The 15,618-nt window shown below is 64.5% G+C and carries 8 protein-coding genes; 7 read left to right on the forward strand and 1 reads right to left on the reverse strand.

Going from position 1 to position 15,618, the window contains the following annotated elements; genetic code table 11:
- The first annotated feature begins 152 nt into the window (after positions 1 to 152).
- Complete coding sequence (gene aspS / locus X265_RS17185) at positions 153 to 1,925, forward strand: aspartate--tRNA ligase (protein WP_128965875.1); 1,773 nt, start codon at positions 153 to 155, stop codon at positions 1,923 to 1,925.
- A gap of 163 nt (positions 1,926 to 2,088) precedes the next feature.
- On the opposite strand, the gene X265_RS17190 is transcribed toward aspS, so the two are convergent.
- A complete protein-coding gene (locus X265_RS17190) occupies positions 2,089 to 4,053 on the reverse strand; it encodes a hypothetical protein (protein WP_128965876.1) in 1,965 nt (654 codons plus the stop codon).
- Positions 4,054 to 4,299: 246 nt separating this feature from the next.
- Between X265_RS17190 and X265_RS17195 the strand changes: the two genes are divergently transcribed.
- From X265_RS17195 to X265_RS17220, 6 genes are all read left to right on the forward strand, one after another.
- Entirely contained in the window at positions 4,300 to 6,612 is a 2,313-nt protein-coding gene (locus tag X265_RS17195) for an NADP-dependent malic enzyme (protein ID WP_128965877.1), read from the forward strand.
- A 283-nt stretch (positions 6,613 to 6,895) separates the two neighbouring features.
- Entirely contained in the window at positions 6,896 to 7,348 is a 453-nt protein-coding gene (locus X265_RS17200; protein WP_128965878.1) for a DoxX family protein, read from the forward strand.
- 81 nt (positions 7,349 to 7,429) lie between these two features.
- Complete coding sequence (locus tag X265_RS17205) at positions 7,430 to 8,566, forward strand: helix-turn-helix transcriptional regulator (RefSeq protein WP_164938637.1); 1,137 nt, start codon at positions 7,430 to 7,432, stop codon at positions 8,564 to 8,566.
- A gap of 156 nt (positions 8,567 to 8,722) precedes the next feature.
- Entirely contained in the window at positions 8,723 to 9,505 is a 783-nt protein-coding gene (locus tag X265_RS17210; RefSeq protein WP_128965880.1) for an outer membrane protein, read from the forward strand.
- A gap of 58 nt (positions 9,506 to 9,563) precedes the next feature.
- Positions 9,564 to 12,092 (forward strand): autotransporter family protein, encoded by a 2,529-nt coding sequence (locus X265_RS17215; protein WP_128965881.1) that lies wholly within the window; start codon positions 9,564 to 9,566, stop codon positions 12,090 to 12,092.
- Positions 12,093 to 12,279: 187 nt separating this feature from the next.
- A complete protein-coding gene (locus X265_RS17220; RefSeq protein WP_128965882.1) occupies positions 12,280 to 15,597 on the forward strand; it encodes an autotransporter family protein in 3,318 nt (1,105 codons plus the stop codon).
- Positions 15,598 to 15,618: the final 21 nt, after the last annotated feature.

Below are 15,618 nucleotides of genomic sequence, written 5' to 3' on the forward strand. Positions count from 1 at the left end.
CCCAATCGGCCCAAAATGAGTGCTTCTGGCCCAAAACTGGCCGTTCCCTTGGTTGCCGCCTCCGGCCTCGTCGGGTAAACCCTGCCGCAACTTCGGACCGGTCGTTTCAGGCCGTCCGATTCGTATCCTCCGACATTGATTTTGGGACGACCATGCATCGCTACCGGTCACATACATGCGGCGCGCTCCGCGAGAGCAACATCGGCGAGACCATCCGCCTCTCGGGCTGGGTCCATCGCGTTCGCGACCATGGCGGCGTGCTGTTCATCGACCTGCGCGACCATTATGGACTGACCCAGTGCGTGGTCGATCCGGACTCGCCGGCGTTCTCGCTGGCCGAAAAGCTGCGCTCGGAATTCGTGGTCAAGATGGACGGCAAGGTCCGCCGCCGCCCCGAAGGCACCGACAATGACGATCTGCCGACCGGCAAGGTCGAAGTTTACGTCAGCGAGATCGAGGTGCTGGGCCCGGCCGGCGATTTGCCGCTGCCCGTGTTCGGCGACCAGGAATATCCAGAGGATATCCGCCTGAAATACCGCTTCCTCGATTTGCGTCGCGAGAAGCTGCACCAGAACATCATGACGCGCGTCGAGATCATCAAGTCGATGCGCCGGCGCATGGAGGGGCAGGGCTTCTTCGAGTTCAACACGCCGATCCTGACCGCGTCCTCGCCGGAAGGCGCGCGCGACTTCCTGGTGCCATCGCGCATTCATCCCGGCAAGTTCTACGCGCTGCCGCAGGCGCCGCAGCAGTACAAGCAGCTCTTGATGATGTCGGGCTTCGACCGCTACTTCCAGATCGCGCCCTGCTTCCGCGACGAGGACCCGCGCGCCGACCGTCTGCCGGGCGAGTTCTACCAGCTCGACGTCGAGATGAGTTTTGTCACGCAGGAAGACGTGTTTGCGGCGATGGAGCCGGTCATCACCGGCGTGTTCGAGGAGTTCGCGAGAGGCAAGCCCGTGACGAAGGGCTGGCGGCGGATTCCGTTCGCGGAAGCGCTGCGCAAATACGGCAGCGACAAGCCTGATCTGCGCAACCCGATCGAGATGCAGGACGTCTCCGAGCACTTCCGCGGCTCAGGCTTCAAGGTGTTCGCGCGCATGCTCGAAGATCCCAAGAACCAGGTGTGGGCGATTCCCGCGCCCGGCGGCGGCAGCCGCGCCTTCTGTGACCGCATGAACTCGTGGGCGCAGGGCGAAGGCCAGCCCGGCCTCGGCTACATCATGTGGCGCGAGGGCGGCGAGGGCGCTGGCCCGCTTGCGAACAACATCGGGCCCGAGCGCACCGCCGCGATCCGCGCGCAGCTCGGCGTCAAGGAGGGCGATGCCGCCTTCTTCGTCGCCGGCGACCCCGACAAGTTCTGGAAGTTCTCGGGCCTTGCCCGCAACAAGGTCGGCGAGGAATTGAATCTCACCGACAAGGAGCGGTTCGAGCTCGCCTGGATCGTCGACTTTCCGATGTACGAGTACAACGAGGAGGACAAGAAGGTCGACTTCTCGCACAACCCGTTCTCGATGCCGCAAGGCGGCCTCGAGGCGCTGAAGAGCCAGGACCCGCTGACCATCAAGGCGTTCCAGTACGACATCACCTGCAACGGCTACGAGATCGCCTCGGGCGGCATCCGCAACCACGTGCCTGAGGCGATGGTGAAGGCTTTCGAGATCGCGGGTTACGGCGAGCAGGAGGTGGTCGATCGCTTCGGCGGCATGTACCGCGCCTTCCAGTACGGCGCGCCGCCGCACGGCGGCATGGCCGCGGGCGTCGACCGCATCGTGATGCTGCTCTGTGGCACCACCAATCTGCGCGAGATCTCGCTGTTCCCGATGAATCAGCAGGCCATGGATCTCCTGATGGGCGCCCCGTCGGAAGCCACCACCAAGCAGCTGCGCGAGCTGCATGTGCGGGTGAACCTGCCGCAGAAGTGAGATTGTCTCCACACCGTCATTGCGAGCTACCGGGTCCGCGCGAAGCGCGGCCCGATGACAGGCTTCCGCGAAGCAATCCAGACTTTCTCCGCTGAAATATCCTGGATTGCTTCGTCGCAAGGGCTCCTCGCAATGACGAGGAGGAGAGAGTTGCGCGTCTCTCCTACAGCCCCGTCGACGCCTCGATCCTGAACTGCGCCAGCGCGCTCTCTGGATCGATCTTGATGAGCTGCATCATCTGCATCAACGGCACCTTGGCGCGGGGGGTGAGCTTGATGACGAGCGTCTGGCCTGGGGTCTCGACGAAGCTTGCGATGGCATCCACGGCTACGCCCGCATCCGGGTTGGCGGAAGCGATCTCTTCCCGATGCATCCTGACGTCGTCGGCGAGCGCCTGCCGTGCAGCGTTGCGGCTGACATTCTTGCCACGGGCGTACTGTGCCGCTGCGGCCTCGACCGCGCCATTGTCGCGCAGGGAGAGCTCGAGCGAGCCCGCTTCAATCCTGACAGCCTGACCCATGAGCTGGGCGGGATCTGACGAAAACACCTCGCGCGGCACGTTGTCGAGGGCAATGCGCAATTGCGCTCTCGCGATCCCGCCAATGTCGAGGGTCGCCGGCGTCAGGGCGAAGCTGTTGGACTGTTCGGTCCATGCCGCGCCGAGATCGAGGTCGATCGCGAGCTTGTCGATGCCGGCCGCGAGTAACGGAAGCTGCTTCGGATCGGACGGATCGGCGGGCGTGACAAATTTGGCAACCACATGCGCCTTGCTCGGGATCGAGCCCACCAGCTGCCCCCAGTCCAGGCTCAGCGTGTCGATCGTGACCAGCTTCTTCGTATTCTTGAAGGGCGCCGTCACGCCCTTGATCTCCGCGCCTGCCAGCACGCCGAACAGCCCGAGCATCTGATCCGGCGCGGGCGTCCGCCCTGGTGTAGTGAGATCGGCTGCCCAGCGCACCAGCTTCGCGACGCTGAAGGACTTCAGCGCGAAGCGCTCCATCTTGAACCGCCCTTGCGGGGACGGCGCGTCGACTCCTTCGACGGCGAATTCGCCGTCCTGGTATCTGACCACATTGATGCCGCCCGTGCCTTGCGGCGTTGCCATCGAGGTCTTGCCGATCTCGATCTTGCCGATGCGGAGGCCGTCATAGAAGCCGGCAACCTTCTCCATCATTTCACGCGCTTGTGCCGGCGTTGGAGGAGCCGATTTGTCCTGCGGCAGCGCCGCAAACATCTCTGCCAGCCGGAATTTCGACGGCTGCACGGCGATCTCGTTCATGCTGAAGCTGGCGATATCGACGCGCGTCCCTTGCGCCGACTTGAGCACATAGGGGCCTGCCGAGACCTGGCGGTAGGCCCGGTGGTAGCTGTCGTCACCCGCCATCTGCGGATCAAGCGTGGCGCGGATTGCGGTCGCATCGAAATCGTTGACGACGATGTTTGACAGCTCACCCGTCAGCTTGTCCGGTTTGCCTGGCTGCTTCACGTCGACCGAGATGGTTGCGCGGTCCGCTTTCATCACATCGATCTTGCCGTGCGTCAGATTCTGGATCGCCATTCCTGAATAGGTGATCTCTCCGCTGGCCGTGCTGTCGGACTCGAAAGTCATTGTCAGTGTCGGGGCAATGAGCGACGACGCCTTGATTCTGACGTATTGATCGAGGGCGTAGCGGTACATCTCGACCAGGGAATTGTCTGCCGGGACGGTCAAAACGTGAACGGGACCGGCATAGTCGCGCATAGTGAGCTGCGGAATCTTGTAGGACGCTTTCAGCTTTGCCGGGCCGGTCTGGTCCAGCGCGACTTCGAATCCGGTGATGTCGATGCTGTCGGCTGAAAACCCGGTCTCGTCGACCAGGCGAACGCCGGTGCCATTGATGCCCGCAATCTTGATCTGCGCCTGCGGCTCCTTGCCGGGATCGATGACGATGTTCTCGATCGAGAGTGTACGTGTCGGCAGGTCGAACCCGATCTTTCCGTGGCTCGCCTTGCCGCCGGCCTTGCGGATCTGCTCGAAGGCCCCCTCGATCTCGGCAGTGGCCCGATGCTTGGCATAGAGGTTGGCGCCGAACCATCCGCCCGCGGCGAGCACGGCTGCCACGATCAGGCCGATCAGGATCCGCTTCATTCCAAGCTCCAGTTGCTCGTTGTACGCTGCGCAACCTGCCATATTCGGGAAAGGTCGCTTCGTCCAGGGAAAGCTAGCCCTATCAGATATTTGACGGTGTGCCCTGTTGACGGGGGCGCAATCGGATGTTGCCACCGGGCGGTCGGCCGTGCTTCATCCCGTTTCCACGGCCCGGAAATATCGCCCGCTCGGGCGGCCGTTCCGGATGATGCATTTTGAGGCCGGTAACGCGAGGCAAGAGACCGCATGTCGTCCTATTCTGATGATCTCCACCAGGCGGCGCTGGCCTATCACCGTCTGCCGCGCCCCGGAAAGCTCGAGATCCAGGCGAGCAAGCCGCTCGCCAACCAGCGCGACCTCGCGCTTGCCTATTCCCCGGGCGTTGCGGCTGCCTGTACCGAAATCGCCAAGAACCCGGCGGAAGCCGCGACCCTGACGACCCGCGCCAATCTGGTCGCGGTGGTCTCGAACGGCACCGCGGTGCTCGGCCTCGGCAATATCGGCCCGCTGGCCTCCAAGCCTGTCATGGAGGGCAAGGCCGTCCTGTTCAAGAAATTCGCCGGTATCGACGTGTTCGACATCGAGATCGCCGCCGACACCATCGACCGGGTGGTCGAGACCGTGGCCGCGCTCGAGCCGACCTTCGGCGGCATCAATCTCGAGGACATCCGTGGACCGGAGTGCTTCGAGATCGAGGCGCGGCTGAAGGAGCGCATGAAGATCCCGGTCTTCCATGATGACCAGCACGGCACCGCGATCATCGTCGCCGCAGCCATCACCAACGGCCTGCGCCTGAACGGCAAGAAGCTGTCCGAGGTCAAGATCGTGCAATCAGGGGCGGGCGCGGCCGCGCTCGCGACCCTCAATCTCCTCGTCTCGATGGGCGCGCAGCGCAAGAACATCTGGGTCTGCGACATCGACGGTCTCGTGCATGAAGGCCGCAATACCTCAATGGACCGCTGGAAGGCGGTCTACGCGCAGAAGACCGACAAGCGCACGCTCGGCGACGTCATCGGCGGCGCGGACATCTTCATCGGACTTTCGGCGCCGGGCGTGCTGACGCCCGAGATGGCCAAGCAGATGGGCGACAAGCCCTTGATCATGGCGCTTGCCAACCCGACGCCGGAAATCATGCCCGAGGAAGCGCGGAAAGCGCGGCCCGATGCCATGATTTGCACCGGGCGCTCCGACTATCCGAACCAGGTCAACAATGTCCTGTGCTTCCCGTTCATCTTCCGTGGCGCGCTCGACGTCGGCGCCACCGCCATCAACGAGGAGATGAAGCACGCCGCGGTCGATGCGATCGCGCAGCTCGCGCGTGAGGCGCCGTCGGATGCGGTCTCGGCCGGCGGTTTCGACACGGGCGAGGCGGGCGGCTTCGGGCCCGGCTCGCTGATCCCGAGCCCGTTCGATCCGCGCCTGATCCTGCGCATCGCACCGGCTGTGGCCAAGGCTGCGATGGAATCGGGCGTGGCGACGCGGCCCATCACCAATTTCGAAGAATACGAGACGCAGCTCACGCGCTTTGCCTTCCGCTCCGGCCTCGTCATGAAGCCGATGTTCGCCAAGGCCAAGACCCAGCCGGTGCGTGTGATCTACGCCGAAGGCGAGGACGAGCGCGTGCTGCGCGCCACCCAAGTGGTGCTGGAAGAGAATCTGGCGCGGCCGATCCTGGTCGGTCGCCCGTCGGTGGTCGAGGCGCGCATCAAGCGCTTCGGCCTCTCCATCCGTGCCGGCAAGGATTTCGACCTCGTCAATCCCGAGGACGATCCGCGCTATCGCTCCTATGTGCAGTCCTATGTCGAGGTCGCCGGACGTCGCGGTGTGACGCCGGATGCGGCACGCACCGTGGTGCGCACCAACAACACGGTCATCGCGGCGCTGGCGGTGACGCGCGGGGAGGCGGATGCGATGCTTTGCGGCGTCGAGGGCCGCTACATGAGCCATCTGCGGCACGTCCGCGAGATCGTCGGCTTCTCGCCTGGGGTCAGCGATTATGCGGCACTGGCCTTGCTGATCACCAGCAAGGGCGCCTTCTTCATCGCCGACACGCAAGTGAGGCCCAATCCGAGCGCGGAAGAGCTTGCCGAGATCGCCTCGCTCGCGGCGGTCCATGTGCAACGGTTCAACATCAAGCCGAAGATCGCCTTCGTCTCGCATTCGGATTTCGGCAGCTACGACACCGAGTCCTCGCGCAAGATGCGGCGGGCGACCCAGCTCCTGAAGGAGAAGCATCCGGAGATCGAGGCCGACGGCGAGATGCAGGGCGACACCGCGCTGTCCGCCGCGGCGCGAAAAATGGTGCTGCCGCACTCCAAGCTGGAGGGCGAGGCCAACATCATGATCATGCCGAGCCTGGATACCGCCAACGTCGCCTATCAGATGATCAAGTCGCTGGCGGATGCGCTCCCCGTCGGGCCCATCCTGATCGGCCCGGCACGGCCCGCCCACATCCTCACGCCCTCGGTCACCGCGCGCGGCATCCTTAACATGACGGCGGTCGCCGTGGTCGAAGCGCAGGAACGCGCGGCCCGGCAGCAGCCGACGTTGTTTACGTAAGGGGGGCCGGAGCGCGGTCTTCGCCTCTCCCCGCGTGCGGGGAGAGGCCGGAGGTTGCGAGAGCAAACTCCGGGTGAGGGGGCGCCTCCGCGAATCCAATTCTCACCGTGATTGCGGAAGCAGCCCCTCACCCCAACCCTCTCCCCCTAAGAACGGGGAGAGGAGCAACTGCGACCGCTTTTGAATAACTCGCAGCTTTCCATTTCGTCGTTTGAAAACCGCAATCGGACTCTCCATAATCCGCGGGCGTCCCGCGTTTAGCGCTCTTGCCAAGAGGCCGACCATGCCAGCGTTCGTGACTTTCGGGCGAATCCTGTTCGCCGTGCTGTTCATCTACACGGGCGCGACCAAGTTCTTCCCGCTCCAGGCGACTGCCGACCTCATCGCCGGCAAGATCGTGGTGCCCGATGCGATCGCCCCCTATGCGAAGCAGGTGGAAACGGCGACTGCAATGACCACGCCGCAATTGTTGGCGATCGCGCTCGGCGGGCTCGAGATCCTTGCGGGACTGATGATCGCGCTGAATTTCGGCCCGCGCTTCTTCGCGATGCTGATGATCATCACCGTCGCGGTGTCGACCGTCCTGTTCTCAGATTTCTGGAATCAGACGGCGCCCGAGAACGCTGCGGTGGTGATCGACGCGCTGAAGAATCTCTCCATCATCGGCGCGCTGTTCATGATCATGGGTTATGGCCGCGTGACCCGTCCGGCCGAGGCCGCCTATGGCGACGTGTAGGACAGGCCGAACGAGTCGTGCCTGTGTCTTGCGGGCCACACCCGAAACCGGGAACGAATGGTATATGGGTCTGGCCAACCCATGCTGTCCGACACCGAACAACTCTCTGACCTGATCGCGGCGATCTACGACACCGCCTTCGACCATTCGCGCTGGCCGGATGCGCTGGAGCGGACGGCGCTCTTCATGAATGCGACGGGCGCGACGTTCGTCGCCCATGACGCGGCGCGCAAGGAAGGCAATCCGGTCTATACGTATGGCGGCGATGCCGCGCTCAACGAGCGCTATTTCTCCGAGACCGTGAAATTCAATCCGGCGTTGGTGCCGATCAGCCTCTATCGTGAGCCCGGCGAAGTCTTCCATCTCACCGAGCTCGTGCCGATCGAGGAGGTACGCCGCTCGCGCCTGTTCAAGGACTGGATGGAGCCGTCCGACTGGGGCGACTTCACCCATACCCTGGTCGAGAAGTCCGGCACGCGCTTCTCCACGTTCGGCGTCGCCCATCCGCTGAGCCGGTCGCCGGCGACGGACGCCGTGAAGGATCGCCTGCGGCTGCTGGTGCCGCATGTGCTGCGTGCGGCGCAGATCTCCAACACGATGCAGCTTCAGCGCGTCGAGGTCGACGGCATGACGGCCACGCTCGATGCGCTCGGCGCCGCGGCCTTTCTCGTCCGTGCCGAGGGCGACTACGTCTACGCCAATCCGAGCGGCCTGAAGTTTCTCGCCGAGGCGGGGCTGCTTGCCGAACTTGACGGCAAGCTGCGGCCGACCGGCGCGGATGCGGCGAAGCTGTTGCGCGCGGCGGTGCAGGCCTCTGCAACGGATCTCGCGCTGGCGAACCAGCCGGTTGCCATTCCGCTCGGCAGTTACGCCGGCGATGTCTGGATCGCCCACGTCGTGTCGCTGCGGCAGGGCTCGCGGCGGCAGGCCGGCCGCCGCTACGATGCGGTCGCCGCGATCTTCATCCATCGCGCCGAAGTGCGCCGCCCGAACTTGGTGCAGGTGATCACGGCGCAGTTCAAGCTGACGGCTGCCGAAGCGCGCGTGCTGTTTGCGATCCTTGCCGCGGAAGGCGTTGCAGAAACTGCGGGCGTGCTCGGCATCGCCGAGGAGACCGTGAAGACGCATTTGAAGCGGATCTACGCCAAGACCGGCGCCGGTGGTCAGGCCGAATTGTTCAAGCTGCTGCTGGCCTACGCCAACCCGATGGTCGGCTGAACGTCAACGCGGCCTCTGTGTCCTGATCGCAACATATGGTTCCAAACGCTTCGTCCATCCCTCGCGCGGGGGACGACCGGATGTCGCAGCCTCGCTAAGCCTCACCGTATTGCAAACAGGCGGCCAGCCGTGAGCGGGCCGGATGGGGGAATAGTGATGAAGCGAATTGGTCTGGTTGCCGCCGGCGTTGCGGTCTTCGGTTTCGCCGGTTCGGTCGAGGCGGCCGATCTGGCTGCCAAGGTTTACACGAAGGCACCGGCACCGATTGCGGCGATCTACGACTGGAGCGGCTTCTATCTCGGCCTCAACGGCGGCGGCGGCTGGAGCAGGAAGTGCTGGACCAATACCAGCACGCTCGGCGGTCCGACCGTCCCCGCCTTTGATGAAGGATGCCATGACGCCACTGGTGGTCTCGTTGGTGGCCAGGTCGGCTATCGCTGGCAGTCGGCGAATTGGGTGTTCGGCGTGGAAGGACAGGGCGACTGGGCCAATCTCAAGGGCTCGAACTTGAGCCTCGCCTCGGCGCCGATCTTCGGCTTCGCCGCCACAAACCAGAGCAAGATCGATGGCATCGGCCTGATCACCGGGCAGGTCGGTTACGCCTGGAGCAGCGTGCTTTGGTACGCCAAGGGCGGCGCTGCGGTCGCGCACGATACCTACACCGGCATTCTGACGGTGAGCTCGACCGCATTCGATCGCGGCAGCGAGACGCGCTGGGGCGGGACGATCGGCACCGGGCTGGACTTCGGCTTCGCGCCGAACTGGTCCGTTGGCGTCGAGTACGACCATCTCTTCCTCGGCCGCCGCGATCTGACTTTGACGTCGCTGCTTCCGCCCGCCGGCGGACCCTCCCGCACCGACAGCATCAGGCAGGACGTCGACATGGTCACGGTCCGGCTGAACTACCGGTTCGGTGGGCCGGTTGTGGCGAAGTACTGAGCCTGGGCGCGGGCCCTACGGTCGGCATCGTCCATCTCATTGAACTTTCGCAGGTACCATGACTTTCAGGATTGGTTTGCCCGTCGTGGCCGCGGGAATGCTCGGCTGCGCGTCCATGTGGCCTGGCGTTGCCGCGGCCCAATGCACCGCAGCGGCACCGGACCAGACGTGCACTAATTCCGGCAGCATCACTGGTCCGCTCCAGGCGCAAGGCCTTGTCGGGAGCGACGGCGGCCCGGGTGCTCCTGGAGGAGCTGGTGGCAACGCTTCCACGATCAATACCGGGACGATCTCGCTCTTTGGTGCGTCCGCGACTGCCGGCGCGGGAGGTCTTGGTGGGGATGGTTGGACAGGCGGCATCGGCGGGAATGGCGGCTCGGCGGCACTGAGCAATACCGGCGGCATCGCAGGCGCCGTCACAGTGATGGCAGGGCGCGGGGGCGACGGCGGCTATGGAGGCGCAGGCTTTGGCCAAGGAGCCGATGGCGGCCATGGCGGCGGTGCGGTTCTGATCAATTCCGGAAGTATTGGCGGGACCGTCACCGTGACCGCAGGCGGTGGCGGGGGCGGCAATGACCCCAGCTCTGCGTCCAACAACGGTGCCGGCGGCAACGGAGGTGTCGGTGGCTCCGCCGCGCTCACCAACGTCGGGAGTATTGGAGGCGCTGCCTTGGTGACCGGGGGCGCCGGCGGCTATGGCGGAAACTCGGATACCGATTCAGGCGGTGCCGGCAGCAACGGTGGCGCCGCCAGTCTGACCAACTCCGGCACGATCGCGGCGGGAGCCACGGTCACGGGCGGCGCGGGTGGTGGTGGAGGCGAAGGTTATCGCGGCGGCAGCGGCAGCGGCGGCGGCGACGCCATGCTCACCAACACCGGGAGTATCGGGGGAGCAGCCGTCGTGTGGGGAGGCTCCGGCGGCCGCGGCGCCGTCGGCGATTCCGACGATGGCGGCTGGGGCGGCAGCGGCGGTAATGCGGCTCTGGTCAACGCGGGCCATATCGGCGGCTCTGCGACGGTGACTGGCGGCGCGGGAGGCAATGCTGCCGATTACTCCTTCAACGACAGCGGCAGTGGTGGCAGCGGCGGCGACGCCACGTTGACCAATACTGGAAAGATCGGATCGGCGGCAACGGTGACCGGAGGTAAGGGCGGTTCGGGCGGCAGCGGCAGCGGCAACAGCGGCGATGGTGGCAACGGCGGCAACGCGACGCTGAGCAACTGGGGCGGCATCTTCGGCGGTGTCACGGTCGCGGGCGGCATGCACGGTACAGCCGGCAATGGCGGTGTCGACGGCACTGACGGCACCGCGACATTGAACGTCTATGCGGGCTCGCGCATTGCCGGCGCGATCACGCTGACCGGCTCGGCCAAATATCTGAACTTCTTCGGCGGCAATTACAGCTACACGCTCAATTCGCTCTCGGGTGTGAACATCTCTGTGGCGGGCGCGCCGTTCGTCGTGCTGGGCAACACCGTTGTGGTAGTCGATCCCCAGGTGAGTGCGTCGGTGCTGTCCACGAATGTCCGCGCTTTGGTCGACTTCTCGCGCACCGCCTCCGACGCCGTGCCGGTTTTCTCCGGCGACGCGCCCGGCAGCGGTGGTGCGCCGCTGGCGTTCGCCGGATCCGAGGCGCCCTCTCGCTTCGACGACGCCTTTGCCGCCGTCTCCGCTCTGTCGTCCGCCTATGCCGGTGATGCCGTGGTCTTCAAGGCGCCGACCGCGACTTACGCAGACGGCACGTCGGTGTGGGCGCGCGGCTTCGCCGGTCAGCGCGTGCAGCAGCAGGATGGGGCGCAGCTGCGCAACACCAACCTGTTCTACGGCGGCATGATGGGCGCGGACTTCGCCTTCCGGCCGGACCTGCGATTCGGTATCTATCTCGGTGGCGGTGACACGAAGAGCGCGATCGATCTCAACCAGGGCAGCAGCAATGCCGATCTGGTGTTCGGCGGCGCCTACGCGCGCTACGACAGCGGACAATCCTTCCTGCATGCGGCGGTGCAGGCCGGCGGCTCGCGCAACAATGTCAACCGCACCGTCAACAACAACCTCGCGCTCAACGGTATCGAGACGGCCAGCGCATCGTTTAACGGCTGGTATGTGAGCCCCGAAGCGACCCTCGGCCATCGCTGGGCACTCGGCAATCTTGGTGGCGCCGCCTACACGCTGACGCCCTCCCTGCGGCTTCGCTATCTCTACGGCGCCTATGACGGCTACACCGAGACCGGCACGGCTGCGCCATTGACGGTCGGAAGCCAGAGCGTGAGCGCTCTGGAAGAGCGTGGCGAGATGAAGCTGACTCGGAGCGTGAGCTTCACGGCAAGCGACATGCTGTCGGCCAGTATCAGCGCCGGCCTGCTCGGTACACAGCGAATGGGCGGCAACACCGTCAATGCAGCGCTGCTCGGGCAGGCCATCCCGTTCGCGACGACGGGGCAGGCCGATATCTGGGGCGGCTTCGGCGGTTTGGGGCTCGAATGGCGCAGCCGCAACGTGACGCTGTTCTCCGCGGCCGAATATCTTGCGCTGTCGGACAAGTCGAACGTCGTGAGTGGACGCGCGGGTGTGCGCGTGGCGTTCTGAGCCAGGACGGGTTCAATCGATGCAGGCAGCGCGTCTGCCTGTGCGTGCGCGCCTGATGATTGCTATCGCTCGCGCGGGTGACGACCGACCGTCGCACACGCGCTAGTTTCGATCGGATTTTTTTAGACGGTCGGCTGCGCTGCGCTGATTGTTTGCCGACCTTTGATTATTTTGTTTGGAGGCGTTCATGCTGACACGGCTGGGTGTTGCACTCCTGACGGCGTGCGTTGTTTCAATGACGGAAGCGAATGCGCAATCCATCGACATTCCTCTTCAGTACCAGGTGAGCTCGAATGGTGTTCAGCTGTTCATCTATGTCGGTGTCGGCAGCAATGGTGGACAAAAATATCTGTTCGACACCGGATCCAATTCCTTCAACCTGGAGGCGACCTCGGCGACCCTCGGCTCGCAACTGTCGAGCCTGTCGCAACAAGCCAATCTTCCGACAGATCTGCATTATTCCTATTCGAGCGGGCTCGCCCTCTACGGCAATCAGGTCGGCGTGCCATCGCTGACGTTCTACACGCCTGCCAGCCGGCCGGTAGGCACCATCACGGCGTCGAGTTCGACTGGAATTCTGGTGGATGCGCTTTACGCCTACAAGGATGGCTCGGCGGGCCAGACAACGACCTTCTCATCTCCGACACTGCTGCCGGGATTCAACGGCTATGGTGTCTTCGGGGCAGGCTACTTCACGGGCTCGACCGGAACCGGGAGCAACGGTGTTGCCTCGACCTATGCCTCGCCCCTTGGGCAGGCGGTCATACCCGGCACGACGGGAGGATATGTCGTCGCGGCAAACGGGCAATCGCTTCGCTCGCTCGATTCCCAGAATCTGCTGAACGCGGCCAATTACGGCAATGGACCCCAGGTCAATCAATCCATCACCTCGTGCAGCCCGTGTGTGATGCTGGGTCTTACGCCGGCGCTTCTTGCGCAATTCCCGGCGGCAAACCGACTGCCATGGAATTCGTCGAGTACCCCGTTCCCCAATTCCAACTATCCTGCAACGACCCAATATGGAATAAATCTGGACCTCACGGTGGTGTCGCCGACCGGGGGCACGACGGCCTACAACAACGTCGCGACGCAATTCGACAGCGGCAAGCCGACAAACATCATCTACGACTCCAATCTCAGTCAGCACTCACGCGCGCTTCCCGGCGGATCGACCCTCATCATCTCGCCTGCGGGATCGAACAACGCGGCAGAGACGCAAACCTCGGTGGCTGCTAGTTCGACGCCTCAGCCTTACACGCTCTCGCTCAGCAATCGCAGCGACACCAACCCGCAGCGGCCCCAACAGGGGCAGGGCATCGGCGTTTCATTCTTCCTCGGAAATTCGGTGCTCTACGATCTCTCCGGACAGGCGGTGGCGTACACGTCGAACTTCGTCACGGACCAAAATCTGACGACGACGGCCGCTCATCCGCTGATGATCGATGCCGCCTCTCCATCGCTCGGCCTGGCGGGTGTCATTGCCGGGAATGGCGGGGTGACAATCGGTCCCGGCGGCGCGGCCACGCTCAGCAACGCAAATACCTATTATGGGGCCACCAGCGTCGTCGGTGGGTACCTCGCGCTGGTCGGCCCTGGGACGATCAGCAATTCCAGCGGGGTCGGGATCGTCAACTCTGGGACGCTCGACATCTCCGGATCGTGGGCTCCCGCCGTCGCCCTGCAATCGCTTTCGGGCGATGCGACTGCGCAGCTGGTGCTCGGAGACCGCATGTTGACCGTTGTCAACGGAAGCGGAACATTCTCGGGGACGATCTCGGGCAGCGGGGGCGCCGTGACCGTCGCCGGCGGGTTCCTGAGGCTGAACGGTTCGAACAGCTATACCGGCGCGACGAACGTCCTGTCCGGCGTCCTTGAAGTCAATGGGTCAATCAGCTCATCGACCGTGACGTCGGTAGCGCCGGGCGCAACCCTTACCGGCTCAGGCACGGTTGGCAACTTGCTGATTTTCTCGCAGGGGACCTTCGCGCCGGGCTCTGCGACCGGCGGCGGCTCGATGTCGGTCTCGAGCGATTTGGCGCTCGGCGATGCCGCGCGCTATCTGGTTCGCGTCTCTTCGGCGGGCGCGAGTTTCGCCACGATCGGCGGAACGGCTTCGCTTGGTGGCGTCGTGCAGGTGGTACCGACAAATGGTGTCAAGTTCGGATCTATGACGATCCTTTCGTCCTCCGGACTGAATGGCACCACCTTCAACGCACTTTCGATCGGGCAGGCCGGCATCACGGGCGCATTGTCGTATACGCCAACGGCGGTTCAACTTTCTCTGACGTCGAGTCTCGGTCAGCTGTCGGGGGCGAGCGCCAACCAGAAGTCGGTGGGTCTGCTGTTCGATCATATCTTCAACTCGGCCGGCACAACCGGGGCATTTGGCGCCATTTTCTCGGGCAATGTTCTCTCCAATCTTCAGCAGGCCACTGGAGAGACGGCTGCGGGAGCGCAGCAGGCGACATTCAATGCGATGGGCCAGTTCGTCGGTCTGCTGACCGGACCGGATGGCAGCGGTGCGAACCCGAACATGGGTGCGCAGGCTTATGCGGAAGAAGACGGGGTGATCGCCGACGGGGCGACAGGCCGCATGCGTCTCGACGCCGAACGTACCGCTTACGCGATGTTCGCAAAGGCGCCGTTGCGAAAGGTCTATGAGCCACGCTGGAGCGTGTGGGCGTCGGGCTTCGGCGGCTCGCAATCGACCGACGGCAACGGGTCCGTCGGCTCGAGCAGCGCGACCAGCCGCATCTTCGGAACGGCCGTGGGCGCCGAGTACCTGCTCTCGCCACGGACGATCGCAGGCTTCGCGCTTGCCGGTGGCGGAACGAGCTTCAGCGTCAATGCTCTCGGCTCGGGCCGGTCGGATCTGTTCCAGGCCGGTGCCTATGTCCGGCATGCGAGCGGTCCCGCCTATGTGTCGGCGGCGCTCGCTTATGGCTGGCAGGATGTCACGACGGACCGCGCAGTCGCAGGGGCCGATCAGCTGCATGCCGAATTCAAGGCCAATGCGTGGAGCGGGCGTCTCGAGGGCGGATACCGAATGCTCATGCCCTGGCTGGGTGGCATCGGCATCACGCCCTACGGGGCTGGTCAGTTTACAACGTTCGATCTGCCTGCTTATGCCGAGCAGATCGTGTCGGGCACCGGCGCGTTCGCGCTGGCCTATGGTGCACGGAGCGTCACCGACACGCGCAGCGAACTCGGTGTGCGAACTGACAGGTCATTTGCAATGTCCAATGCTGTTCTTGCCCTGCGCGGTCGCCTCGCCTGGGCGCACGACTTCAATCCGGACCGGACCCTCGCCGCCACGTTCCAGTCCCTGCCGGGCGCCAGCTTCGTCGTCAACGGCGCAGCGCTGGCGCCCGATTCAGCCTTGGCGACGGTGTCGGCGGAGATGCGCTGGATGAACGGCTGGTCGGCGGCGGCGAGCATCGAGAGCGAGGTTTCGAAAGTCACACGATCCTATGCCGGCAAGGGCGTCGTCCGATATGCGTGGTAATCCCGGGGCATCGGGAGCGGT

It is taken from the genome of Bradyrhizobium guangdongense (assembly GCF_004114975.1).
Lineage (GTDB): Bacteria > Pseudomonadota > Alphaproteobacteria > Rhizobiales > Xanthobacteraceae > Bradyrhizobium > Bradyrhizobium guangdongense.

Excerpts from the sequence above, each read along its gene's own strand:
- aspS (WP_128965875.1), top strand. The coding sequence starts at position 153 with ATGCATCGCTACCGGTCACATACATGCGGCGCGCTCCGCGAGAGCAAC.
- X265_RS17190 (WP_128965876.1), bottom strand. The coding sequence starts at position 4,053 with ATGAAGCGGATCCTGATCGGCCTGATCGTGGCAGCCGTGCTCGCCGCG.
- X265_RS17195 (WP_128965877.1), top strand. The coding sequence starts at position 4,300 with ATGTCGTCCTATTCTGATGATCTCCACCAGGCGGCGCTGGCCTATCAC.
- X265_RS17200 (WP_128965878.1), top strand. The coding sequence starts at position 6,896 with ATGCCAGCGTTCGTGACTTTCGGGCGAATCCTGTTCGCCGTGCTGTTC.
- X265_RS17205 (WP_164938637.1), top strand. The coding sequence starts at position 7,430 with ATGCTGTCCGACACCGAACAACTCTCTGACCTGATCGCGGCGATCTAC.
- X265_RS17210 (WP_128965880.1), top strand. The coding sequence starts at position 8,723 with ATGAAGCGAATTGGTCTGGTTGCCGCCGGCGTTGCGGTCTTCGGTTTC.
- X265_RS17215 (WP_128965881.1), top strand. The coding sequence starts at position 9,564 with ATGACTTTCAGGATTGGTTTGCCCGTCGTGGCCGCGGGAATGCTCGGC.
- X265_RS17220 (WP_128965882.1), top strand. The coding sequence starts at position 12,280 with ATGCTGACACGGCTGGGTGTTGCACTCCTGACGGCGTGCGTTGTTTCA.